Source organism: Mesorhizobium sp. M7A.F.Ca.US.006.01.1.1, from assembly GCF_003997935.1.
GTDB lineage: Bacteria > Pseudomonadota > Alphaproteobacteria > Rhizobiales > Rhizobiaceae > Mesorhizobium.
Map to the genome: position 1 here is coordinate 52,136 of NZ_RZQL01000003.1, position 22,999 is coordinate 75,134.

The 22,999-nt window shown below is 60.4% G+C and carries 27 protein-coding genes and 2 pseudogenes; 12 read left to right on the forward strand and 17 right to left on the reverse strand.

The window, feature by feature from the left end; genetic code table 11:
* Nucleotides 1-16: 16 nt before the first annotated feature.
* Together EN943_RS01215 and cysK are read right to left on the reverse strand one after the other, a co-directional pair.
* Entirely contained in the window at nt 17-1,504 is a 1,488-nt protein-coding gene (locus EN943_RS01215; protein ID WP_127411186.1) for an aspartate aminotransferase family protein, read from the reverse strand.
* 13 nt (nt 1,505-1,517) lie between these two features.
* A pseudogene (cysK, locus tag EN943_RS38940) lies at nt 1,518-2,605 on the reverse strand (cysteine synthase A).
* 243 nt (nt 2,606-2,848) lie between these two features.
* Between cysK and EN943_RS01225 the strand changes: the two are divergent.
* From EN943_RS01225 to EN943_RS01235, 3 genes are all read left to right on the forward strand, one after another.
* Nucleotides 2,849-4,837, forward strand: a complete 1,989-nt coding sequence (locus EN943_RS01225; RefSeq protein WP_127411222.1) for a BTAD domain-containing putative transcriptional regulator — start codon at nt 2,849-2,851, stop codon at nt 4,835-4,837.
* A gap of 128 nt (nt 4,838-4,965) precedes the next feature.
* Nucleotides 4,966-5,148 (forward strand): hypothetical protein, encoded by a 183-nt coding sequence (locus EN943_RS01230; protein ID WP_013528612.1) that lies wholly within the window; start codon nt 4,966-4,968, stop codon nt 5,146-5,148.
* A gap of 90 nt (nt 5,149-5,238) precedes the next feature.
* Nucleotides 5,239-5,613 carry a YkvA family protein gene (locus tag EN943_RS01235; RefSeq protein WP_127269768.1) on the forward strand — a complete coding sequence of 125 codons (375 nt, stop codon included), beginning with the start codon at nt 5,239-5,241 and terminating at the stop codon, nt 5,611-5,613.
* Nucleotides 5,614-5,700: 87 nt separating this feature from the next.
* Here the strand turns inward: EN943_RS01235 and EN943_RS01240 are convergent, their stop codons facing one another.
* The 4 genes from EN943_RS01240 to EN943_RS01255 all read right to left on the reverse strand — a co-directional run bounded on the left by EN943_RS01240 (nt 5,701) and on the right by EN943_RS01255 (nt 9,654).
* Nucleotides 5,701-6,009 carry a UBP-type zinc finger domain-containing protein gene (locus EN943_RS01240; RefSeq protein ID WP_164778026.1) on the reverse strand — a complete coding sequence of 103 codons (309 nt, stop codon included), beginning with the start codon at nt 6,007-6,009 and terminating at the stop codon, nt 5,701-5,703.
* Nucleotides 6,006-7,691, reverse strand: coding sequence for an FAD-dependent oxidoreductase (locus EN943_RS01245; protein ID WP_127411188.1), 1,686 nt, complete (start codon nt 7,689-7,691; stop codon nt 6,006-6,008). Before EN943_RS01245 ends, EN943_RS01240 begins: the two co-directional genes overlap by 4 nt.
* A 272-nt stretch (nt 7,692-7,963) precedes the next feature.
* Nucleotides 7,964-9,055: a hypothetical protein gene (locus tag EN943_RS01250; protein WP_245475554.1), complete on the reverse strand. Its 1,092-nt coding sequence runs from the start codon at nt 9,053-9,055 to the stop codon at nt 7,964-7,966.
* 47 nt (nt 9,056-9,102) lie between these two features.
* Nucleotides 9,103-9,654 (reverse strand): DUF4365 domain-containing protein, encoded by a 552-nt coding sequence (locus EN943_RS01255; RefSeq protein ID WP_245475555.1) that lies wholly within the window; start codon nt 9,652-9,654, stop codon nt 9,103-9,105.
* An 86-nt stretch (nt 9,655-9,740) separates the two neighbouring features.
* Here EN943_RS01255 and EN943_RS38945 point away from each other — a divergent pair.
* Nucleotides 9,741-9,872: pseudogene (locus EN943_RS38945) on the forward strand (SOS response-associated peptidase); the annotation flags it as partial.
* A 162-nt stretch (nt 9,873-10,034) separates the two neighbouring features.
* Here EN943_RS38945 and EN943_RS01265 read toward each other — a convergent pair.
* The 3 genes from EN943_RS01265 to EN943_RS01275 form a co-directional block, all read right to left on the reverse strand.
* Nucleotides 10,035-10,697 carry a DUF2971 domain-containing protein gene (locus tag EN943_RS01265; protein WP_127411190.1) on the reverse strand — a complete coding sequence of 221 codons (663 nt, stop codon included), beginning with the start codon at nt 10,695-10,697 and terminating at the stop codon, nt 10,035-10,037.
* A gap of 118 nt (nt 10,698-10,815) precedes the next feature.
* Nucleotides 10,816-11,394, reverse strand: coding sequence for a hypothetical protein (locus EN943_RS01270; RefSeq protein WP_127411191.1), 579 nt, complete (start codon nt 11,392-11,394; stop codon nt 10,816-10,818).
* 75 nt (nt 11,395-11,469) lie between these two features.
* On the reverse strand, nt 11,470-11,790 hold the full coding sequence (locus EN943_RS01275) for a hypothetical protein (protein WP_127411192.1): 321 nt from the start codon (nt 11,788-11,790) through the stop codon (nt 11,470-11,472).
* A gap of 100 nt (nt 11,791-11,890) precedes the next feature.
* Between EN943_RS01275 and EN943_RS01280 the strand changes: the two genes are divergently transcribed.
* Genes EN943_RS01280 through EN943_RS37510 form a run of 4 tightly spaced genes read left to right on the forward strand, consistent with a single transcriptional unit; the run spans nt 11,891 to nt 13,042 of the window.
* Nucleotides 11,891-12,100 carry a hypothetical protein gene (locus EN943_RS01280; protein ID WP_127411193.1) on the forward strand — a complete coding sequence of 70 codons (210 nt, stop codon included), beginning with the start codon at nt 11,891-11,893 and terminating at the stop codon, nt 12,098-12,100.
* Nucleotides 12,101-12,105: 5 nt separating this feature from the next.
* Nucleotides 12,106-12,450: a hypothetical protein gene (locus tag EN943_RS01285; RefSeq protein ID WP_127411194.1), complete on the forward strand. Its 345-nt coding sequence runs from the start codon at nt 12,106-12,108 to the stop codon at nt 12,448-12,450.
* An 18-nt stretch (nt 12,451-12,468) separates the two neighbouring features.
* Nucleotides 12,469-12,789 (forward strand): hypothetical protein, encoded by a 321-nt coding sequence (locus EN943_RS01290; RefSeq protein ID WP_164778027.1) that lies wholly within the window; start codon nt 12,469-12,471, stop codon nt 12,787-12,789.
* Nucleotides 12,779-13,042: a hypothetical protein gene (locus tag EN943_RS37510; protein WP_164778028.1), complete on the forward strand. Its 264-nt coding sequence runs from the start codon at nt 12,779-12,781 to the stop codon at nt 13,040-13,042. The genes EN943_RS01290 and EN943_RS37510 overlap by 11 nt, the downstream gene beginning before the upstream one ends.
* A gap of 19 nt (nt 13,043-13,061) precedes the next feature.
* Here EN943_RS37510 and EN943_RS01295 read toward each other — a convergent pair whose 3' ends face one another.
* A complete protein-coding gene (locus tag EN943_RS01295) occupies nt 13,062-13,307 on the reverse strand; it encodes a DUF982 domain-containing protein (RefSeq protein ID WP_127411195.1) in 246 nt (81 codons plus the stop codon).
* A gap of 128 nt (nt 13,308-13,435) precedes the next feature.
* On the opposite strand from EN943_RS01295, the gene EN943_RS01300 reads away from it, so the two are divergent.
* Nucleotides 13,436-13,945, forward strand: a complete 510-nt coding sequence (locus EN943_RS01300; protein WP_127411196.1) for a hypothetical protein — start codon at nt 13,436-13,438, stop codon at nt 13,943-13,945.
* A 624-nt stretch (nt 13,946-14,569) separates the two neighbouring features.
* Here the strand turns inward: EN943_RS01300 and EN943_RS01305 are convergent.
* Both EN943_RS01305 and EN943_RS01310 read right to left on the reverse strand, forming a co-directional pair.
* The gene (locus tag EN943_RS01305) at nt 14,570-15,052 is read right to left on the reverse strand and encodes a hypothetical protein (RefSeq protein WP_127411197.1); all 483 of its coding nucleotides are present in this window, start codon (nt 15,050-15,052) and stop codon (nt 14,570-14,572) included.
* Between the two features lie 108 nt (nt 15,053-15,160).
* The gene (locus EN943_RS01310; RefSeq protein WP_127411198.1) at nt 15,161-15,904 is read right to left on the reverse strand and encodes a hypothetical protein; all 744 of its coding nucleotides are present in this window, start codon (nt 15,902-15,904) and stop codon (nt 15,161-15,163) included.
* 131 nt (nt 15,905-16,035) lie between these two features.
* Between EN943_RS01310 and EN943_RS01315 the strand changes: the two genes are divergently transcribed.
* Complete coding sequence (locus EN943_RS01315) at nt 16,036-16,359, forward strand: hypothetical protein (protein ID WP_127411199.1); 324 nt, start codon at nt 16,036-16,038, stop codon at nt 16,357-16,359.
* 30 nt (nt 16,360-16,389) lie between these two features.
* Here the strand turns inward: EN943_RS01315 and EN943_RS38165 are convergent, their stop codons facing one another.
* Both EN943_RS38165 and EN943_RS01325 read right to left on the reverse strand, forming a co-directional pair.
* Complete coding sequence (locus EN943_RS38165; protein ID WP_245475556.1) at nt 16,390-16,812, reverse strand: thermonuclease family protein; 423 nt, start codon at nt 16,810-16,812, stop codon at nt 16,390-16,392.
* A gap of 760 nt (nt 16,813-17,572) precedes the next feature.
* A complete protein-coding gene (locus tag EN943_RS01325) occupies nt 17,573-18,316 on the reverse strand; it encodes a hypothetical protein (RefSeq protein WP_127411200.1) in 744 nt (247 codons plus the stop codon).
* Nucleotides 18,317-18,800: 484 nt separating this feature from the next.
* Here EN943_RS01325 and EN943_RS37520 point away from each other — a divergent pair, with 484 nt between their 5' ends.
* The gene (locus EN943_RS37520; protein WP_164778030.1) at nt 18,801-18,962 is read left to right on the forward strand and encodes a hypothetical protein; all 162 of its coding nucleotides are present in this window, start codon (nt 18,801-18,803) and stop codon (nt 18,960-18,962) included.
* Between the two features lie 126 nt (nt 18,963-19,088).
* Here EN943_RS37520 and EN943_RS01330 read toward each other — a convergent pair whose 3' ends face one another.
* Together EN943_RS01330 and EN943_RS01335 are read right to left on the reverse strand one after the other, a co-directional pair.
* A complete protein-coding gene (locus EN943_RS01330) occupies nt 19,089-19,454 on the reverse strand; it encodes a hypothetical protein (RefSeq protein WP_127411201.1) in 366 nt (121 codons plus the stop codon).
* Between the two features lie 569 nt (nt 19,455-20,023).
* Nucleotides 20,024-20,572 (reverse strand): hypothetical protein, encoded by a 549-nt coding sequence (locus EN943_RS01335; RefSeq protein ID WP_127411202.1) that lies wholly within the window; start codon nt 20,570-20,572, stop codon nt 20,024-20,026.
* 251 nt (nt 20,573-20,823) lie between these two features.
* Between EN943_RS01335 and EN943_RS01340 the strand changes: the two genes are divergently transcribed.
* Nucleotides 20,824-21,765 (forward strand): hypothetical protein, encoded by a 942-nt coding sequence (locus EN943_RS01340; protein ID WP_127411203.1) that lies wholly within the window; start codon nt 20,824-20,826, stop codon nt 21,763-21,765.
* 178 nt (nt 21,766-21,943) lie between these two features.
* On the opposite strand, the gene EN943_RS01345 is transcribed toward EN943_RS01340, so the two are convergent.
* The gene (locus EN943_RS01345; RefSeq protein ID WP_127411204.1) at nt 21,944-22,789 is read right to left on the reverse strand and encodes a DUF429 domain-containing protein; all 846 of its coding nucleotides are present in this window, start codon (nt 22,787-22,789) and stop codon (nt 21,944-21,946) included.
* Nucleotides 22,790-22,999 lie beyond the last annotated feature (210 nt).

Here is a 22,999-nt window from a genome sequence, read left to right on the forward strand (position 1 = left end):
GCATGCCTGCCCGTAACTAGGAAGGCGCGGAACGCTGCGTCGCGATCTCATGCCCCAGCCGCACCGTTTCACGCACCAGCAGGTCGAGATCCTCGCGCCGTGTGCGATGATTGGTGATCGCCACGCGCAACCAGTGCTCGCCATGCACCGTGGTGTCCGAAAGGGCCGCAATGCCCTGTTCCTGCAGCCGCAGCATGATCTCCGTATTGAGCGCCTTCAGAGCCTCGCCTGTCAGATCGGGCTGATAGCGGAAGCAGACGATGTTGACGGTCGGCGGTGCCGCCAGTTGCAACCGGGGCGCGGCCTCGATCAAGCCGGCAAGATAGGCGGCCTGGGCAATGTTCTGGTCGATCAGGCGGCCGAATTTTTCGACGCCATGCTCCTTCAGCGCCATCCACACCTTCAGCGCGCGAAAACCGCGCGACGTCTGCAGGCCGTAGTCGTGCAGCCATTCGCCGGAAGCGAGGCCGCGCGGCGTCGATTCCAGATATTCCGGCGTCACAGCAAAGGTCCCGCGATGCGCGGCGGCATCCCTGACCAGGGCGCAGCCGACCTCGAACGGTGCGTGCAGCCATTTGTGGGGATCGAGCGCGACCGAATCGGCCCGTTCGATGCCGGAGACGCGATGGGCATTTTCAGGCGCAATGGCGATCAGCGCGCCGATGCAGCCGTCAACATGGAACCAGAGGCCTTCCTCATGTGCCAGCTTCGCAAGCGCCTGCAAATCGTCGATCGCCCCGGTGTTGACGGTGCCGGCCGTACCGATGACGCAGGCCGGCTTTAACCCTGCCGCGCGGTCCTCAGTGATCGCCGCACGCAAGGCAGCGATATCGATGCGCAGCCCGCTATCGGTCGGGATGCGGCGCAGTGCCCGGTTGCCGAGGCCAAGTGCCTCCATCGCCTTGCGGTGGCAGGAGTGGATCTGCTCCGAGCCGTAGAAGCGCAGCGGCTTTTCGATGGCGGCGACACCGTGCTCGCGCACGTCGATGCCGGCCTTGACGTTGCGCGCCACGCTCAGCCCTATAATGTTGGCCATCGAGCCGCCGCTGACCAGCGTGCCGCCGGCAGAAGCGGGAAAGCCCAGCATCTGCTTGCACCAGTTCACCACCTGGCTGTCCATCAGCCCGGCGGCGTGGTTGCCGCCGCCGAGGTTCGAGCCCTGGATAGCCGCCAGGAAGTCGCCGAGCGCGCCGGTGAAGTTGCTCGACCCCATATACCAGGACCAGAAGCGCGGATGGATGTTGCCCATCGGATAGGACATCACCGTGCGCGACACCTCGGCATAGACAGCATCCAGCGGCGCCGGCGAGCGCGGCAGGGGTGCGGCGAAGGCCTCTCTCACATTGGCCGGCATCTCCCGCCAGACCGGGCGGTCGCGCACATCGCGGAGATAATCGACCGCATCGTCGATGACCCGGTGCGACAGGGCCTGCACATCGGCCCAGTCCAAGGGATCGAGCGTTTCCTCGTCCACCAGGCCGAGGTTTCCTTGCACGGCGTCCATACCAGATCTCCCGTCAAGCCGCCGGAAACTGGCAGCCGGGCGTCGAGCGCGACAGGGCCGTCTCGTCGGCATCCATCTCGGCCTCGATGCCGTCGAACAGCGGCGTCGACATGTAGCGCTCGCCGGTGTCTGGCAGCATGCACAGGATCACCGCGCCGGCCGGCGCCTTCTCCGCGACCTGCCGTGCCACGGCGAAGGTGGCGCCGCCGGAAATGCCGGTGAAGATGCCCTCTTTGCGCGCCAATTCCCTCGCCCATTTGATGCCCTCGGGCCCGGCGATCGGGATCACCTCGTCATAGAGGCTGGTGTCGATCGCCTCCTGCAGCACGTTGGGGATGAAATCCGGCGTCCAGCCCTGGATCGGGTGCGGCTCGAAGGCTGGATGGCTGGCGGCGGGGGCACCATCGGCGCCGCGCTGCTGGACCTTGCCGCTGCCGATGAGCTGCGCGTTGGCCGGCTCGGAGAGCACGATACGGGTTTCCGGCCGCTCGCGGCGCAGCACGCGCGCCACGCCCACCACCGTGCCGCCGGTGCCATAGCCGGTGACGAAGCAATCGAGCCGCGAGCCGGCGAAATCATTGACGATCTCGCGCGCCGTCGTTGCTTCGTGGATGGCGGCGTTGGCGCCGTCTCGAACTGGCGGGCAAGGAACCAGCCATTGGCCTCGGCCAGTTCCACCGCCTTCTTGTACATGCCGAAACCTTTTTCGGCGCGCGGCGTCAGCACCACCTTGGCGCCCAGCATGCGCATCAGCTTGCGGCGCTCGACCGAAAAACTGTCGGCCATGGTGACGACCAGCGGATAGCCCTTTTGCGCGCAGACCATGGCGAGGCCAATGCCGGTGTTGCCGCTGGTCGCCTCGACCACCGTCTGGCCCGGCTTCAGCGCACCGCTGCGCTCGCCCTCCTCGATGATGTTAAGCGCCAACCGGTCCTTCACCGAGGCGCCGGGATTGAAATACTCGGCCTTGACATAAATCGACGCGTGGGACGGTCCGAGATTGTTGATGCGAACCACCGGCGTGTCGCCGACGGTGTCGAGAATGCTGTCGAACAGGCGGCCGCGCCCGGCCGTGGTTCTGATCTTCTGCTGCTGCAACATTTTTGGTCCTCCTCGAGTGTCTTCACAGGCCGGTTACAAACCGGCGGGTTGGGCGGCGAGGTTTGGTGACCTTGCCGCGCTAGGACTGAGATGCCGCATAGCGGCAATGACGGTATCCGGCGCTTAAATCCGCTGCCGGATGCGCCGTGTCGTGTTTGGTGATACAGGAGAGGCCGACAGGCCAGCGTGGGAGCAGGCGTGGAAACGCACGTGGAATCCACCCGATCGAGGCTGAACGGCGAGATGCCGGTCCTTTCCGTGCGCCTGCTCGGACCGCTGATGATCTCCCACAACGATGTGCCGGTTGCGCTGCCGTCGTCACGCAAGCTGCGCGCGCTGCTCGCCTATCTGGCGCTGGCGCCGCATCCGGTCGGCCGCAGTCGCCTGTGCGAGTTGTTGTGGGATGTGCCGAACGACCCGCGGGGCGAACTGCGCTGGTGCCTGAGCAAGCTGCGTGGCGCGCTCGACGCGGTGGGCCGACACCGGGTCGCGACACAGGGCGACACGGTCGTACTCGATCTGAGCGATTGCCTGGTCGATGCGCTGGAGGTGAGCCGCGCCGCCACGCAAGGGCTCGGCACCCTTGATGTCGACCGCTTGCGGGCGCTGGCCAAACTGTTTGCCGGCGATTTCCTGGACGGGCTGGAGCTCGAGCGCAGCCCGCATTTCAACAGCTGGCTGATCGCGCAGCGCCGGCGCTTCAGCGCTTGCCATGCCGCCGTGCTGGAACGGCTTGTCGCGAGCCTGCCGGCGCATAGTGACGAGGCGATCGCCCATCTCGACACATGGGTGGAACTGGCGCCGTTCGACACGCGTGCGCATGCAGCACTTCTGGCCGGTCTGGCCGGGCGCGGCGAGGCCGGTGCGGCCGAAGAGCATCTGGCAGCGGCGGAACGATTGTTTCGGTCGGAGGAACTCGATTTCGCACCGCTTCGCGCGGCCTGGCGGGCGATCTGTGACCGACGGTCGGGCACCTCGCTTCGGGCGGCCTGCCTGTCCACGCTATCGCCACTGGTGGCCACCTTGCCCACCGCACCCGGCCCGGTCGAGCCCAGCCACGCTTCGCTGGCGGTGATGCCGTTTGTCGAGGAGAGCGGCGGCACGCGCGGCGGATTGGCCGACGGTTTCACCCACGACATCATCACCCGCCTGGCCAAGCTCAGGGATTTCTTCGTCATCGCGCGCGGATCGGTGTTTGCGCTGGCAGAGCAGAACATCGCGCCCGAGGATGCCGGCCGCCGGCTGAATGTCGACTATGTCGCCACCGGCACGGTGCGCAGCCCGTCCGGCCGCCTCATCGTCAGCGTCGAACTGATCGAGGTGCGCAGCGCCAGGATCGTCTGGGCCGAGACCTTCGAGCGCAGGCCCGATGACATCTTTTCCGTGCTCGACGACATCGGCAACAGCATCGTCTCCTCGATCTCGGCCGAGATCGAAACAGTCGAGCGCAACCGCGCCATGCTGAAGGCGCCCAGCTCGCTCAACGCCTGGGAGGCGTACCATCGCGGCCTCTGGCACATGTACCGCTTCACCCAGGTCGAAAACGAGCAGGCGCGGCATTTCTTTGCCCACGCCTTGCAGCTCGACCCGACCTTTGCCCGCGCCTATGCCGGCCTGTCCTTCACCCACTGGCAGAACGCTTTCCAGCGCTGGGGCGACCGCGACCGCGAAAGCGCGCTGGCCTTCGAGAGCGCCGGAAACAGCCTGCTGGTCGATGACCACAATCCGGCCGCGCATTGGGCAATGGGCCGGGCGCTGTGGCTGCGCGGCGAGCAGGACGGTTCGCTGCTCGAACTGGAACGGGCGGTCGATCTCAGCCCCAACTTCGCGCTTGGCCACTACGCGTTGTCCTTCGTGCATTCGCAGTCGGGCGACCCGCAAGCGGCGATCGGCTCTTCCGATCATTCGCGTCATCTCAGCCCGTTCGACCCATTGCTGTTCGGCATGCTGGGCGCACGCGCCATGGCGCATGTCCGGCTCGGCCAGTTCGAGGAAGCGGCCGAATGGGCGCTGAAGGCGGCGGCGCGGCCCAACGCCCACGCCATCATACTGGCGATCGCGGCGCACTGCCTGGCGCTGGCCGGACGGCTCGACGAGGCGCGCGGCTTCGCCGCCGCCATCCGCAAGACAAGGCCGGACTATTGCGCCGACGATTTCATCGGCACCTTCCGCTTCGAACCGGATGCCGTAGCGCTGTTCCGGCAGGGCGCCAGCCGCATCGGGCTGAACTGAAGCCCGGGATCGCCATCTGGGGGATCGCCTGGGAATTTTGCCTCAAATCCGCTGGGTTAACGAAGTCGGAAGGAGTTGTTTAACCGTTCGCGGCTATGTCATCGGTCCCGGGGGCCGACAAAGTGAGTATGATGAGCAACAGCCCCGACAAGCGCAATGAATGGCGCGCCATATTTTACGTGCAGGCTCGCGTTGCCATCCTGTTTGTCCCGGTGGTTGCCAGCCTGCTGATCATAGCGGCGCTTGCCGGAAACGAACGCAAGTCGGTTCCCAGCATGATCGACCCGACCGTCACCGGCTCCGTGCGGTAGACCGGCGGTCATCGGCTCTTCGAGATGCTCTCGGAGGCAGGCGCCTGGCGTGCGCTATCGGCGGTTTTCATTTGGCGCTAAAATCATCCGATGGCACTGAATGAGTGGGCCCGAACGATCAAGCGCGATGTGCATGCGCTCTACCTTGCCGCTCGCGATCCCCGAACGCCCTGGTACGCCAAGGCGCTTGCCGTGTGTGTTGCAAGCTATGCCTTGTCGCCAATCGACCTGATCCCCGATTTCATTCCGGTGATCGGCTATCTCGACGACGTGATCCTTGTCCCTTTGGGCGTCCTTGCCGTGGTCAGGATGATACCGCCCGAGGTGATGGCGGAACACAGAAAGACCGCCGCACTGGCCGCCGACAGGCCGGTGAGCCGCTACGCGGCGGTGATCATTGTTTGTATCTGGACTGCCTCGATCGTGCTGGCCGGATGGCTGGGATATCTGTATTTCGCCGACTGACTGCCAAGCCGTTCAGCAGGGAGGCCGCCGCCAAGAAGCCCGGACGGACCGCGCTTTTCTCTGGATTCTGTCGCCATCCGGCGACGCTCAAACAAAGCGCGGGATCGGGCCGTTCTGCGAGGTCACGTTGTCGCCGAGCTCGATAAAAACCTCGTCGACATAGCACCATGCCCAGCCTTCCGGCGGATCGTAGCCCTCGATGATCGGATGCTTGGTGGCGTGGAAATGCTTGGTGGCGTGACGGTTGGGCGAGTCGTCGCAGCAGCCGACATGGCCGCAGGTGCGGCAGAGCCGCAGATGCACCCATTGCGACCCGCTCTTCAGGCACTCCTCGCAGCCGAGGGCGCTCGGCGTCACCTTCCTGATGTCGCGCGTATGTCTGCATTCATCCATCATGGTCTCCCGGCCATTCGAGGTGTGTCCGCGTTGCCGCGCGCGAGGTAGGCGTGCAGAGCCGCGACCACCTGGGCGCCTTCGCCGACAGCCGCCGCGACACGTTTGACCGAGCCGGCACGGACATCGCCTATGGCGAACACGCCGCTGCGGCTCGTCTCCATCTGCGCCAATCCCAGGTCCGATCCGGTGCGCACGAAACCCCTGGCGTCCAGCGCGACATCGCAGTTGGCCAGCCAATCGGTGTTCGGATCAGCGCCAATGAAGAGGAAGAGATGGCGGATCGGGCGCGTCGTTTCCGCGCCGCTGGCGCGGTTGCGCCAGCGCACAGTGGCAAGATTGCCGTCTTCGCCGTCCAGCGCCTCGATTTCGGTCCCGGTCAGCACCTCGATGTTCGGCTGCGCCCGGATGCGCTCGACCAGATAACGCGACATGCTGGCATCGAGGCTGCCGCCGCGCGCCAGCAGCGCCACTTTGCGCGCATGGCTGGCCAGATAGACGGCCGCCTGCCCGGCCGAATTGCCGGCGCCGACCAGCGCTACTTCCTGATCCGCGCAAAGCCGACCTTCGATGGGCGAGGCCCAATAATGCACGGACGCTCCCTCGAACTGCGCCAGATTGGCGATGTCGAGGCGGCGGTAGCGCGCACCGCTGGCGATCACCACGCTGCGCGTGCGCACGGTCTCGCCGTCACCGACATCGAGCAGATAGCGGGCGCCTGACGCGTCGGTGGCGGCGCTCAAAAGCTTCGCCTCGTCCGGGATGACCATTTCGACGCCGAATTTCTGCGCCTGATTGTAGGCGCGCGCCATCAGCGCCATGCCCGAAATGCCGGTGGGGAAACCAAGATAGTTCTCGATGCGCGAGGAGGCGCCGGCCTGTCCGCCGAAGGCACGGCAATCGAGCACGATCGTCGACAGCCCTTCGGATGCCGCATAGACCGCCGCAGCCAGCCCTGCCGGGCCGGCGCCGACGATGGCCACGTCATATACCGTATCGGCATCGATCGACCGCAGCAGGCCGATGCAGCGGGCGAGGTCCTTTTCGCCGGGGTTCATCAGCAGCCTGCCGTTTGGACAGAGCACGATCGGCAGGTGGTGCGGATCGACCTCGAAGCGTTCTACCAGGGTCTTGGCGCAGGGATCGCTGTCTGAATCGAGCACGCGATGCGGCTGGCCGCTGCGCGCCAGAAAACCCTGTAGCCGCAACACGTCGGCATTGTCCTTGGGTCCGATGATGATCGGCCCGCTGGTGGCGCTCTCCAAGAGCCCGACGCGGCGCAGGATCAGCGCCCGCATGATGCGCTCGCCGAGATTGGCCTCCTGCACCATCAGGTCGCGCAGCCGCTGTGAGGCGATGACGAACGCCTCCACCGGCTCGGCGGCCTGCGCATTGACCAGCGAGGGACGGGCCGAAAGCTGCGCCAACTCGCCGACAAAGCTGCCTGGGCCATGCGTGACGATCGTCTCGCGCCGGCCGAGCCCGCCGTCCTGGGTGATGTCCACGCTGCCCGACAAAACGACGATCAGACCGGGCGCCACATCGCCTGCCGTGACGATGTTCTCGCCGGCCGCATAGGCGCTGGCCTCGCCGAACCGGCGCATGCGGTCGATGTCCACCTCGGCCAGCGTGGGGAACGCCTGGTCGCGGCGGGCACCGAAGATCTGGGTGGTGGATTGAGCCATGGCTTTGAGCGTAGCGAAGCGGGCGCGGAGTTTGAAGCGGTTTGTGAGGGGACTGGCCAGAAGGGGAGGTCTGGCGGCAAAGAAAAAGCCCGGACGAACCGGGCTTTTCTCTAAGTTTCTGAACCGTCGAATGGTTCGAAACGGGAATTTGGTGCCCAGAAGAGGACTCGAATAGCCTCCTAGCTAGCTCTTGATTATACTAGATAATCTCTTCTCAGAATTCCAGGTTGTGTAGCACACACGTGTAGCATGAACCAATATCCGGTACCGCCCTAGGAAATAAGGCGTGGCGTTAGCGCATCATCCAAAAGCCATGTCCGTCCTTGCCGCTTCAAGAGGCCGCTGACAGAAAACAATTGCCCGGTTCTGTGGGCCTCAAGGGCAGTTAAATAGCTTTGAGGATCTAGAGGTATAAGGACGCGAATAGGCCCATAGTCCGCGCTGTCCCAACTCACCCAAATTTCTCTTCCAGCACGATCATCAATCAAATCCGAAGGATTTCCGTCAGTCTCCAACCGGACGATGCGACCTATGATCGTCTCCCTTTTTGGAACCTCCTCTTTTCTCAGGCGAGATGAGGCGTCTTTGAGTAGATCAACGTATCGTTTCTCGATTTTGAAAGATTGAGGAGCTATCTGACCCCTGGGTCCCCATTCAGGAGATAGTGCAATAGACATTTCAAGCTTAGAAATGCCCGTATCCTCGATCATCCCGATGACTTCGTCGCACATATTTGCACTCATGCCATTTTCCGCAACAACAATGGGAGACGCGTCATCTTGGGCGATGGCGGCGTTGAATGATGAGAGGCCTCGCGCGATACGCTCAATAACTTTTCGGCCGAATGGAACGTCTGGACTTCCAATTTCGAGCTGTGGGGCGTCGTTCATGCCCACCGGAGACTCTATGACAAAGCCAAAACTTCCGCGAAAGGTGTGCCCAAATCGGCAGCGGCCGGCATACGTTAGCGCGTCTTTCAACGTGCGCTTGAACGACAATTCGCCTGACAGCTCCGTCGTTGCTGACGCAGCCAAGAAGCTTTTCATATTTGTGATGTATGAGTTTGCCATTCCAAGTTCGATGGACTCATGACGCACATACTCGTCGGGAACCCTCGTGAAGATTAGGTCATAAGCAAGTGAAATGAGCGCCTGAGCAAACTGTGAGGGCGTTACATCATACAATTGGACGAGGGTTTCGAGGGCGGCAGCGACCTCGGCCATTTCCTTCTCCGGCGGAGCACCGTTGGAAAATATCAGATTTACAGACTGGGAAGCGTTGTCATCATCTCCCAATGACAATTTCAGGAGTTTGCCGTCTCGGCTTGCCTGACGCTCCCAACCTTGATCCGTGAGGTAGCGCACGATCGCGCCCTTGGGGACGTGTACCAAATCTGTTCGCCGAGAAACCATTAGAACAGCTCCATCCGCCGGCGTCGCTCGGCAACCAATGCGGACGACAGATTGGCAGCATCAAGCACGCTTCTGCGCGAAATTCTGATCTGCTTGGTCGACGTTTCCGTTACCGTCGGAGTTCCAGTCAAGGTCGTGAAGTAGCAACATTTGCGGAGCAGGATGGCATCCTCAGATATGTTTACCCATTCACGCTCGTCCGTAGGTAGGCACATTAGGATGAGGATTACCGCTACCGCCTCCGGTGGGCGAGTTACCAAATCGTTGTAAGCCTTGGTCTTGATGCTCCATATTATGTCAGCGTCATCCGAAGTCCATGTCCACGTGCATTTTAGTTGGAAATCGATCGGGAAACCGGCATTGACATATCGATGGACAGGCTCGCCCTTGCTATCCATGCCTATTCTTGAGGCTATCGAGTCAAACGTGCCATCGAACCCGTAGTCAAACTCATGCCCCATGCGCAGGTTGGCCCTTGCAGCGGCAGCTACTGCTTGGACATATGCCCGGCTCAGGCCTTCTTGTGCGTGATCTTTCGTCAGCAAATCCAACCCCCCGGCCGTTCTTTGGTTACCGTCTTGAACGTTCGCCCCGAGAGTAGCAATAGCCGCCGGAAACGAAAGGCCGGATCGCTTGACTTACCGCGCCCTGGTCGGAGGCTACGCGGCTTCAGCGATCAGCTCCGGACAACGCGGTTGTGATCGTGGAGAAGCCGGCGACGCAGATTAAGTTTCCGGCGCAGGCACCGGCGCAAGGCTCACAGCTTTAGGGGCTGGGACGCCAATGGAGCGTCTTCAATGACACATCTGCAATGGGTAGACAGTGGAAATGCCAGCGCAAGCGTTGAATGACCGATTTGCGCCGCTGACAACGGACATCGAGCGGATTTTGCTCTTCTGACGGCATCCCTGCAGCTCTTGCACAGGTTGACCTATTTCCACATGCTTTCCTGCATGTTTTTGACGACTTTGAAATCGTCAAAGTCGGCCCGCGCTCGGTAGGTTTCAACCGAACCGGCCATGCCTCCCAGCGCCTCGGCCACCTGAGCGCGCGTTACCCCACTTCGCGGCCCTACGATGACCGACTTCAGCTCAAGGTGTGGAGAGAACGGTAGGAAGTAATGCACTTTGCGCTTTATCTCCTCTCCGTTCTCCAGGGGAAGGAAGAACCGGTATTCCTCCTCATACTGCCAAGCGTCGAACTTCATCCTGAAGAGCCGCTTCAGATGCTCCTCGCCGACGTCTTCCAAGCTCCTGCACTCAAAGGTCTGCAACGTTGGACGCTTCGTAACGTACTCGACCTCGCGGACCCGTGTGGGAAACGTAAAGAACTCAAGGGCGATCCCTGTGTAGCTCGCCCCGTAGTGGCTCCACATGAGGGGGTGTGACCACCTTTTGCTCATGCAGATGATCCCAGTATGGCCGTTCACGTGTTCACGCACTCTGCGGAGTTCGAGCCGGTCGGCCTTCCGCTTTAGGGCCAGCCCGATAAATTCGAACTCGTCGTTCAGCTCATTAATGCGAGAAATCCGGAGACGGCGTTCCCTGATGGCAAGGAGGCCGTATTCTGCGTTGAGGAAGCGGTAGAGACGCATCGAGACCCCCGGGTTCCTGCTTTCGGTGATGTTTATAGGGCTCGGTAGCCACTTGAGCGTTTCTAGTCTTTTTTCGCTCCACGGCAAAGCTCTCCCGGCAGGCTGGAGAAGTGCTGGCTCAGTGGGTGTTGAAGTCGTTGTAGGGTGTCTGGAGGACGATACAGACGTACGCTTCGAGCAGCGCTTGGCGTGTGGGGTTTGGCTCCGATACGTACCGAAAACTCATGCGGCGAATGCGTGCTTTAGCCTCCTTGAATGCAGCTATGAAGTCAGGATCGAGCATTAGTCCGGCACGGCTCTTATCACCCTTCTGATAGCTCGGCTGGGGGTTGCCGGTTGCCTCACGGGCCAACTTGAATGCGAAGCTTGCCCGGTTGTAGTCGGACGCGGGAATGCAGTGCCAGTCGTACCGGTTCGTGATGTCCTTGGCCCGCCCGACGTAAAGGTGCTGGTCGCCTTCAGAGAACAGGTAGATGCCGTTAACTCTATCTTTCGGCGCCGATCCTGAAATTGGCTCCATCGCCATCAACCGTTCATACGACGGGTGAAGGCTCTCGACGATTTGCTGAAACCTCGGATGCACAAGTGACCTTCCCAAGTAGTACCCAGTGGGACCGCCCACTCGCGTACCAAGCATGCCGAGGCGTTGGTACTCGTTATGGCGTAGTCGGCGCAAGAGCGGCGTGTTGTGCACCATTCGACCGCTTCGGGCTCAATCCAGTCATCCATCGTGCGTGTCATTGATGACGGGAACGGGTCGAAGCAGCCTTCCTCAGTCCCCGTCCCTCCAAACCACCCGCCGCACCATCCTGATTTCGGCAAGCCGCGTCACCCGAATGCCCTGCCGTTCTCGTGCCGTTGGGTTTTGTCTCTCGGCGTGCATGTACTCGTTCCTGCCGCACCGTTTGCAGCTCATCTTGCTCCCAACCAACTCGGCCTCGATGTCCCCAAAGATTTCCTTCAGATCACTCGGCTGATACCAACGCTTGACGTTGCACAGCCCGCAGCGGACCAGCACGAGCTGGCCGATCTCATGCGCATTGCTGAGCTTCCATTCGCCTCCACGCTTTCGTCTTCCACCGGTATCGGGCATGACCCAAAATAGGAACTCATTCCTCCCTTGGTCAATCCGCTCTTGACATTTTCGTTCTCTTTTTGTTCACTGCGGGCATGAAGCGTTTGGAGTAATCGCCATGGGCACAATGCATTTTGACGCCGAAGCCAAAGCCGAGCTGCATTCCGAAGCCGTGAAGCTGATCGCCCGCTACGACAGCCCGCTGGAGACCGTGAAGGCGCTCATGGCCTACAATTGCGAGCTTGAGACTCAGATACTCGCAATTGCCCACCGGCATCCGGGAATAGTTACCATCGGCTACGACGACACGCCGCCTATCGTGGGGTGACAGCCATGGACATGCGAACCGACCCCGTGCCGCCCTATGGGCATGACAGCGCGGATGAGTGGAGCGAGACCTTTGAGGAAGCTTGCCCTGAAGTCCTTGCTGCGCTTCGCAAGGCGGGCCACTTCGGCGAGAGCCGACCCGAGGACGACGTTGCCCACAAGCTGGCCGGATGCGACCTGGAGGAGCTAACCGACGAGGAGCTTGACCTCTACGAGGAGCGCGTCCTTCCGCTCTTGCGTGTCGTCTACTACGAGCCCTTCAGACTTGCCGAGGAGTACGCGGCACGGAGGGCGCCGGGCTACTACGATCCGCCGCGAGACGACCGGCAGCTTGAGCTGTTCGCGCCATGAGAGGCGCGGTGTTTCCCCATGCATGACGTTATCGCGTTCATTCAGAGCAACTCGTCGCTGGTGGTTGCCAACCCGGCAGCCTTTGCCACGTTGGCGTTGCTGTTCGGGGGCAGCGGATTTGCCATTGGGCGCTATTTCTTGACTGAGCGCATCGCCAATCTGGAAAGCCGAATTGCAAGGCGTGATGAAGAAATCAAAGACCTCAAGGCCAAGCAGAAGGCCCCAGAACTGGAAGCCCCATTGGTGCCCCTATTCGAAATGACTGAGGTTCTTCCCCCTGCACCGCTGAACTTCAACGGGCTTCTAGTCCAGCGGAAAAAATACCTCAATGTCAGATAGTTTGGTCCCACAGCAGAAAGCACCGAAGTTAATCGTCGTCACCGCCTTCGACCGCGATGAGACCGGCGACCTTCAGCCTGTCTTTGGACCTGCCGAGCAGCAGACGGAAGATCGGGCGATAAGGACCGCGAAGGGCCTTGCAACGAAACACGCCGGTGTCATTGCGTGGTCACGTGACGCCAACCCGTCGCTAGGCGAATACGGGGAGCCGACGACGCTCTTTGTTGGTGGCGACGTGCCTGACATGGAGTGAGGACTGGCCGGTCAAGAGACTAAGAAGGCGGGAGGAGCATGCTCTCCTCCTTGGCGGCCGCCTCGAATGCCCTGCGGACCTCCTGAGTGGGCACGTTGCCTTCCATTGCGGCCATGCAGGTTTCCACTGCCTGTTTCCACTTAGGGCCACGCTTGGTCCACTTCAGGAGCTGCTCGGAGGCCCCCTCGACGTGGCTGACCCCGAAGCGGATGCCAGGGCGATCAGTTCTGACATAGACTGGAGGGTTGAACCAATGGAGCGGCATGAGGGGATGGTAATGGAGGTCGGGGAAATCTGGTACAACTTTCCGAGACGGGTGGGCCGCCAACAAGCCTGCGAAATGCCCGCCGTATCGTATATCGTGGCTGTATCGGCGGAGTCGGGGTGACACAAATGAGTACTGATGCGTTTGCGGGGGACTTATATTTCGGTCTGGCCGGTCTCAGTGTTCAACAGCCATTAGTATTCACCCGTGGCATATCGCTGCAGAGTACGTATGCGTACATGATGGAGCCAGTGATCATGGCCTTTAAGCCGGCTGAGCCCGGCAAACCGCATTCGGGTCCCTGGAAGGAAACGCAGGGATTGGGTAGTCGGGAAATTACGGCGCAGTTACATGTACCTGAGGCAGCTGGAAAGGACACCAACGAGCGATTTCAGATCGCCAGCACAATCATCTTTTTATTGAGACTGTGGACCGACCCGCAGACGACGATGCCGGTTGCGTCAAACGTCGCCTTCGCCGAAGTCCCGGCTTCAAAGAGCGGCGCGGCGGCCTTGATACGCTTCGAAGACAGAAGACATTTCTTCTCTCTGCAACTCATTGAAGGAAAAAGACGGCCTGATAGCTATTCGTCCGGTCACCGAGTACTTCGAAGCGACCCATACCTTGATGCGGGATAGTCCTGAGTTCCGGCTGGTCGCGAATGCGTTCGAAACAGGACAATTCATCGAGAACACTGCATTGGTCCTGGTATCCCTTTGGGGGGCCTTGGAGGCTATTTTCTCACCGTCTACATCGGAGCTTCGTTTCCGCGTTTCTTCGCTGATAGCCGCATACCTGACTCCCCTTGGCGAAGAACGTCTCACGCTACAAAAGAAGGTCGCAGCGCTGTACGATAAGCGGTCTGCCGCAGCTCATGGAAAGCCGAAGCACGGCAGCGACGACCTGCTCCAAACGTTCGAGCTAATCCGAAAGGTGCTAGTTAGGTTCATCCAGGATCGAAAAATGCCCACCAAGGATGAGCTTGAGGGCCGGCTTTTTGGGGTGAAACCGACGACTGCTAAGAAGCCGAGCAGCACTCGCCGAGCGCCACGCTAGGGAAGCGCGGGAATATTTGTAGAAATTTCCGAGCGGGGGATCAGATAACTGGCTCGCGCGAAGTCCCCCGTGCCCCTTCCGTTGAACCACACACGCCAGCCCTCACGAACCTCGCTTGCTCCACGTTGGAGCAGCGCAGTCGCATTGCACCCTCGCGAGCCAGCTTGGCCACGGCTATCCTGCCGGTGTTTGGGGCGGTCTTGTCCTTAAGGCGTCGGCCCGTTCTCTTTATCCGCGTCTATGACCGTGTAGGTAGCCCCACTCTTGGCTGACAGCGGGGCTTCGGTAAGTTCGTCATACAGATACTTTGCAAACATCGACCCGGCTCCCAGTGCCGCCCAGAGTGGCACCCCGACGCCCATCCCGAGGGCGGCAATCCCTGCACTCTGACCGCCGAACACTGCTACGCCGACAGCCGCCCCACCGATCCCGAGGCGCTGGGGCATAGTTCTGTTATCCCACCCCAAACTCTTCGCTCGTCCGAGCGCATTCTTGAGTATCGGTCCAACGACTTTGCCGTGCATGGTTGCGGCGACGGCTTGTTTGGCCTTGGTTCGCGTCGGCAAGCCCGACTGGCGGATTTCAAGAAGCTTCAACGCCCAAGTACGGAGCGCGTCGTGCTGTTCGGGCGTTGCACCCTTGACGATCTGGACGACAAGCTGTCGCTCCCGGTCTGGTTTCTCGTTCATGCGTCCTCCACTCAGCCGGGCGTTGATCAGCGCCAACTATCGAACGGTCTATCAGGAACAGGCAGTCGATACACCACGGCCCAGCCGCCCAGCCTCCGATTTGACGCCTTACCACCTTGGCTCCGGCTCATAGGCCATTTGCGAGACCACTTTGGTCGCGTCGCCACGCCCTCGGTACTTCCCGATCAAGGCTCTCTCATCTTCCTCGGAGACGGAACTAACGCGGTAGAGGTTCCACATTTTGTCCTTCGTTGGTGAGAGACGGTATGTCCTGCCGTTGGCGCGGCAAAACCAATGAGGGGATTTCGTGAGCGGCGTCCATCTGCAGTCCGCGCCTGACAGCAGCCGCTGTTCGCGAGCCATCCGGTCCTCTTCCCGCAATCTCTTATACCGTTCCTCCTGCTCTACCCGAAGACGCTCCTCTTCCCGTTCTACGTGGTCTCTGAGTAGACCGATGATGGCCGGAAGCTCGGTGCCTTCGGCCCTTTCCTTCTCATAGAGTGCGAGGCATCCAGGGCGAAGCTCCTCTTTTGGGTATGAGAAGTATTCCTCGTCCTCGAACGCCTTCAAACGCTGGCTGACATCTGTCGCCGTAACCTGTGGCCCCGGCATCTCGTTGATGAAATCGCGCAGAGCCTCGACCGGTATCCAACAACCCAGGGCGGACTTAAGAAGGACCTCGCGTTGCCCGTCCCACTTCCTCCAGATCGAATTGCCCCGGTCAATCCGCCTAACGATCTCCTGCGCCAATCTTATCAGCGAATAGGGGTCGCGGATGTGACGCAGGGATGGGCTCTTCACGTAGGCAAAGAGGAGTTCCTTAACGATCGAAATGCGTTCGTCCTCTCTCATCACATCCATCCTCCTCAGGAACAGTCGTCCTATTAAGCCCCCGCCGTGGCGTTGTTTTGAACAGTGGTTCGATAGATGCTCGGGGGAGTGTCTCAGTTTGAATTTTGCGGACAGATCGGTATGGTCAGCGAATGAAAATTCGCGAAGTCCGATACGCAGATCGAAAAGAGGCGATCAAAGCCGTTCTTAGATATTGCGCTATGCAAGGCCAGACGGTTCGGTATGGCGTGCTCGGACGGGCAGTCGGTATTCCCGCTCAGGGACCTTGGAAGCCGATTTTAAATGAAATCAGCCGCGAAGAGAAACCGGACCTCACGTTCCTCGTAGTCAATACGGATGGGTTGTCCAGTCAGATTGACTACGAACTGGCAAACCCTCCTACTGATAAGCAACGGAAGGACGCTGAGCGTGCGATGCGAGCTGTATTTGCTCACTATGGCGATGCGAAGATTTAGTTCTTCTTTTGTAAGATCACGCAGCCCGACTTAGGCGCGACACCAAGGGCGAGGCGTCGGCGGACAGCTCGCCGCGCCGCAGACAAACGGCTCAGCCAATCCCTCTGACACCAACACCTCGCCAACATCGCGGCCATCAGCGAAGAGAGAGCCGCAGCTTCGGCCATAGTTGCAAGCGTCTGTGCCCTCGGTTCCCGGCGGGCAAGAACACGGAACCATCTTCAGTTCTAGCTTCGCGGCAGCAACCAGCTCTTTGAGGCGCGCCTTCGCTCGACGCCCAAGGTCTCCCTCAGTGTCGCACCTGGGCTCGATGCTTTCGGGCGCGTTGAAGCCGACTAACCGTGTCCCCTTCGCGGCACCGTTGAGTCGAATGGTGTCACCGTCCGTTATGGTGAACTGCGTTCTTGCAAGCGGCACCCTCTCCGCTCCGCCTGACCTCGCGAACGACGGCATGCTTGGCCAAGTGACGTGCCCGCCCTTCACGACGAAGAATAGATCATGGACCCGACGATCAATGCCAGAGCGATCCCCAAGGTTCTGACGAACCTGGCTGCCAAGTACCGCGCCTCGCGCCCAGGTGGGCTTCGCCAGCGCTGCGGTCGCCAGTGCGGCGACGACGCGGGCCTGTACGGGCGCGGTTGGCTCGGCTCGCGAGTGCTTGGTGGTGCAGAGTCTATGATCTCATAGAGTTTCGCCCACTGCTTTGCGCTCAGCCGGGTGCGTGGCCCGTACTTCGCCAGTCGCGCGTGCATATCGAGGAGGAATTGCCGTTGCCATTTGCTCAGTCGGCCACGAACAAGCGCACCCTTGCGGCCACAATACTGGGCAGCCGGCTGTGTGTGAATAGGTTCAGAAAGACCTACTGGCTCGCGCGGCAAGAACCCGGTCCTTGGCCACACGCTGGGTGGCGCGGCGGAGCGTCATAGCGGGCCAGAGACGGGGCTTGAGGTGCTTACGAGCGCCATGCGGAAAGTCGTAGGGGCGGCCTGACGCCTCTCGCCTCGCGGATGGAGAGCGCGACAACCTTTGAGCCCTATTTGCTTTCCGAAGCCCCTTCCAGAAGGGCGACGGGCCGGCGGGCTGATAGGGTCCAAACTCACAACAGCCCGGCCGGTCGCGAAGCGCGAATGTGAGGCAGGAATTTTTTGTTAGAAATCTCGGAGCGGGTGATCGGACTACCGGCTCGCGCCAAACTCCCCCCTGCCGCCCCTTGTCATGGATAGACACTGCGGAGGAATGCCATCACATTGCCCGGCTTCAGCACGTGGAACAGCTCCCTGCCACCCTGCAGGATCACCCCCGCGAAGTAGGCCCGAAGGTCCGTTCCCTCTAAGTGGATCACAAAGGCAGAGCCACCACTCATGCCGTCGGGATCGATTGAAAGGGGGCTTGCTGCACGAACGCGGATCAAAGCGTTGTCCCTCGGCTGCCCGTCCGGCGTGCAGGCGACGTTAAGGCGAGCCAGCCCAAGATGGTTCTTCGTTTCCAAATCATACGTCTGACCGGCGGATGGATAACCAGTCAGCAGCATCGCCATCACATTCGTGACTGGCGTGTCGGGCGGCAATTCCTTCAGCTCGAAGAAACGCCTCTTCAGATCGGGGTGAGCTGCAACGGGTTCTGTGAAATCGAAGGCAGCGATGTCGTTCGCGTCGGTATCAGGGCGTGCCTGATAGGTCGCGTAGCCCCCCGAAGTGACCAAGATGCTTCCGTCGTCTTTGAGCATCGCCACCTGCTGCGGATCAACGCCCCTCAGCTGATGATTGCTGCACAACAGAATGTACCTGCCGTTGAAGTGGACGGCAGTCGCAGACCCAACCAGCGAGACCTTATAGGTGTCATGGTTGTTGTTCACGACGAGGTTGAAGGAGTAAGCGGCCAAAGCCCGCTCGATGGATCTTCCCGGCACAACGAGCCCATTCAGCCGCATGCTCAGCTGTGTGAGTTCTTCGATCATTGTCCTTTTGTTCATCGAGGCGCCGACTGCCTTGTCTCGCGTGCATCCCTGAAAGGCCTGCCCGCCTGCAACCATACGATCTACCATGGGTCGCGCTGAACAGTCAGACCTGTAAGGGTCAGAATAGGCGGCGCGACAGATCGACAACGAAATCTTGGAGCGGGCCTTGTCTCGCGATCTCGCGATCACCAAATCAGTGCAGTACTTCGAGAACCGGGAGGGGGGACGCGTTTCGCCCCGTCGGAACGGCCACCAAGGGATTTCCGCCACCAGTGGCCATCACGCTCGCATGTTAATGATGTGACCCGGCCCGACGGGATGTTGTCGGGAGACTTCTACGGCTGATCGGCTCATTCCCGGGCAAGGGAGTGGTATCCGGCGGAAATCTCCGAGAAGGCGAACTTTGACCCATGGGTCGAGGACGCTTTCCGGTGGGCCACAGCCCCAAAAGCATTCTCGCCCAAAACAGAGAAAGCTTTTGCGGATGAGCCTCCCTCCCTCCCTGATACCCATCGGCGTGACGTGCGCCATCGTCTACTTCACGCTTGCCAGCTACGCGGGTACGTCACCCTCGGCGGCTGGCCGCGACATCCTCCTCGCTGTGATCGCAGCGATTGCTGCCGCTGTTGTTTCGAAGCTTGAGTAGGATGCAACCGGCTGGTGGTCAGGGCACGTCAATGAGCAAGTTCTCAATGGTGTGCGCTTGGCGAACCGGGTCGGATGCTGGTTCGATAATGCCCCTTGTCAAGCAATGACCACCCGCCGATGCGCTCTACCTATTGGCGAGGGTCTTGTCCTCCGGCTTCAGCCCGTTCCCAATGGTCTTGCTGGCGATCATTTTGGCTTTAGCGGCGCAGTCAGGCGCAGTGCCGACTATGCACTCCCGACCGTCGGGCTTGTAGCCATTCCCAATGATCTTGTTGGCGGTCTTCTCGTCCTTAGCGGCGCAGTTAGGAGCGGTGTCGACGATGCATTCCCGACCGTCGGGCATGACGCCATCCCCAATGATCTTGCTGGCGACGGTTGTTTCCTTTGTGGCGGTCCCAGTGCCATCAGTCGGCTTGATCTCATCGGCAAAGGCACAGGAAACGCTGAGCGCCAAGGTAAGCATGGCGCATGACACGAACTGCGATTTCATGGGTCCGTACTCCTCTCAAGGAAGCGGCTACCATATCACGAATTAACCGGGTACCGCTGCGTAATCGGTGACGTTGCCCTTGCCTCTGGAAGCTGATGCTCGTGATCGATCCACTCAAGGCAGCAGGGCAGAACCTAAGCCAGATGCGGCGACCCTCCAACTGGCTTGGGGACGCGCCAGACAAACACTATCACAGGCTGGGCAAACCTGCTGGCGTTGGTCGTGACGAGACGGCCCATAGAGCTTGGTGCGCTGCTTGTAGGTTACCTCGTGTTGGGACCGTATTTCTCCAGGCGCGCGTGAATGTCGATGAGAAATTGACTTGCCATTGGCTGAGGCGACCGCTGCCCAGCGCAATCTCGATATGGAACTTCAGATCCTCGGTTCCATGCGTGAATGCCCCAGGCCTCACAGGCAGGCCCGCTGCCTTGCTTTTGGGCAAGCAGGTCGAAGGCACATGTATGGCTTCGGCTGCTGCGGTTGCCGGCGTTGCGGTTGAGGGAAAGCAGGGCTGGATGGATTGGCACGGATGAGGCGCGGGCATCCCTTTGGACGCCCGCGCCCGAGAGTCACTCGAAATCACCGCTACTGTCGGCGGGGTTGGGTAGCTCTTCGATCTGCGGTGCCTCATCCAGCGAGGGCGACGGCTCAATGGAGGGCCCAAACTCACTTGGTGCCTGCGGCTCCGGCGAGGGCAGCGGATCCGATGGCGGCACTTCCGGCGGAATATCGAGCCCGTTCGGGAAGCCCGGGATGCCTGGCACGGGCTCAGGCTCGCCAATCTTCGGCGTCTCGACCGGTGGTTCGGGCGACTTTGTAGGTTGCTGCGGATTAATGACCACGTCAGCACGGCCACTAACGTTGCCGCTTGGCGACAGCACACCGGTAGCGTGAACATCGACGCCATCGCCCTTGATCGTGGCGCCGCCATAGAGCCCGCCGTTGGGGATCGGCACAATCGCCGCGCCGGGGTAGGTCTGGTTCGGCGGAGCGCCGGGGCTCGGCTCATGCGGGCCGCCGGGTTGGTGGGGATTTGTCGACTGGGTCTGGGCCAAGGCCGGCGCCGCGGCGAGGCTGACTGCGGTCGCGACAACTAGGCGGAGATAGAGAGTTTTCATTGGTGTTCTCCATGTTGATTTAGTTTTAGTCCCGACATCGGAACTATGGAGAACGTAAATTCGAATATGATTTATGGGAACGAAAAGAATTACTCGATGTTGTGCGTATATCTATTCGAACCTCTTGTGCGTACAAACATGCTCTTTTCTTGTGTGCACAACGAATATCGAAAGTAGTGCATCGAAATACGCCATAATGCGGCCGCAATCCCGATCGAGTCTTCGCTGCACCATTGCAACGGGAGGTACTCGTGACAACTAGCCTTTCCAATATGTCGGACCAGAGCCTTATCCGGCTTGGACGCGACCTCATGCCAACCATGGCGGCTCTTGCCCGCGAAGCGGGTGTCCACGTCAACTCGTTCTGGCGCGTTTTGCGAAATAGCGCCGCAGCGTTGAGTTATCCAAATCGAGCCGCAGTGGAGAGAGCGGTGGAGCGTCGGCTCGATCTTCCTCAGTTCTCAAATCGCATAGAGGGTGAGAATAACGAACTCAGTTTCCACTTTGAGCTGGCGGACGCCGGCCGCAGAAAAAAGGCGGCTTCGGCAGGCTTGAGGGCTCTGATGGAAGACCGCTGGTTCTTCTTACGTTCCATCGACCCGGACCGGGACGACGACCCTGCCGGGATGTTCTTTCTGATCGCGCGCTATGCCCTGGTGTCACTTTGGTCAGGCGTACCATTGGACGGCCTGGCTCGCACTGAGTTGGCCGGATTTGCCCTCAGCGCACTCACGTCGTGTGATAAGATCCTTCGCGGGAAGGCCGAAGACCCGCTCCGCCGAAACTTGGGTCGCGTGCTCAGCTTGAAGGCTTCGGCCTTGCAGCAGAGGACCCTCGTGGAGAGCGGGAACGTACCGCCTCTAATAGACATCCTTCAGGCTGAAGAACTGCGGACTCTTGCCAAACACCACGACGAGACGTTCAGGAGCTTTGCGCGATCGACGCATCACCCCGGATTTAAGACCGCCGGCCTGAACGCTGTAACGTCCGCGTCGGCTTTCGCGGACCACGCTTCGGACGCCGATGAGCGCAAGCGCGTCATAAAGGCCGGCAGGTTTGCCTACGGCCGTCTTACGGAGGTATGGCCCGAATTTAAGAACATTGACCACGTCGAGTGGTCTCGGGTGCCTCCAGCGGAAGACCCCGACCTGCAGGTTTTCCGTTCCGAAATTGCTCTGGATGACAAGTTCTAGAAAGGAGATTTCCAGTGATTATCATCAAGCCAACCTCCTGACACTCAGGTCAACTATGAGCGCCGACCGATGGCCGGCGCCTCGTTTTGACCAATAAGCAAGGAACCCGTAGCTTCATTCGAACCCGTTCTTGTGACATCTCGACTACGCCTGATCCGCCTTCACCTTGAGAGAAGGGTCACACAGCGCTGCCCGAGCGTACCGTGATAGTGTCCTTCACGTGCGCCGGTTTTGCACAACCCGGCTTCGGCACCCAAATGGCCGAATTTTCATCTCCGAACGGGATTGCTCGGCCATCAAGAACACAGATGCCCACCGCCGCACACACGACCGCGTCAAGCATGTCTTCGTAAGCCTTCCATTCTTTCGCTGATGCCGCCTCCCAATTGAAGGCGGACAACGCTTGCTCGACGCCCGCGACTTCATTGTCGAGCAATCCGACAATCGTGCGCATCTCTCGCCAGATGTTGAGAAGCCGAACGTACCTTGGCTCGTCGGGCCAGTACTTTCTGCGGTTGCCAAACTTATACGGAAGACGTCGCTCGGACGCAGCAAACTCGATCAAAGCCGGATGCGGGTAGACTTCTACCAGACCGCTCGACACGTCACCGGACGTTCGCAGTTCATAGCCTCTCTGCTCATAGCCGAACCGTAGCGCATCGCTGACTGCCCCCGGACGAAAAGCGCTAGGTGTATGCGTTGAGGCCCAGCGTTGCCCATAGGCACGAGAGACTGAGTCATCGCTCGCACGGCGGGCTTGGATCGGCGTCCGTGATAGCGGCATATCTACCGCGATGAGATCGACCGGCAAACCGGCTAAGGCGGATGCCGCTGTTAGCACTTCTTGGGCACCGGGTGCCGGGTTGGAGTGACTTACAGCGTTACCCTCCGCAATCGAACAGAAGGCGCGGTAGGATGCGGCTACTGCTCGCAGCTCCCAGCCATTGGAATTTTCGATTACAAGCGCCACACCGCTCGGCTGCGTCATGGTCCACGCAGCGTCAATTCCCAGTACGGCTCGCATCTTGTCTCCGGCAACACCGAAACCATGTTTGATAATCAGGCTAGATGAATGCCCGCACTACTGGCAAGACAGACTACATCTTTCCTCGAAGCTACGTAGGGGCGTAGTTCCAAGTTCCTCAGTTCCGGAAGCGAACAGGGGCGAACGACAAACAAAAGAATAATTTCAAACATATCCACATTACTGGAACTCTGGAACCGAGGTAAATGC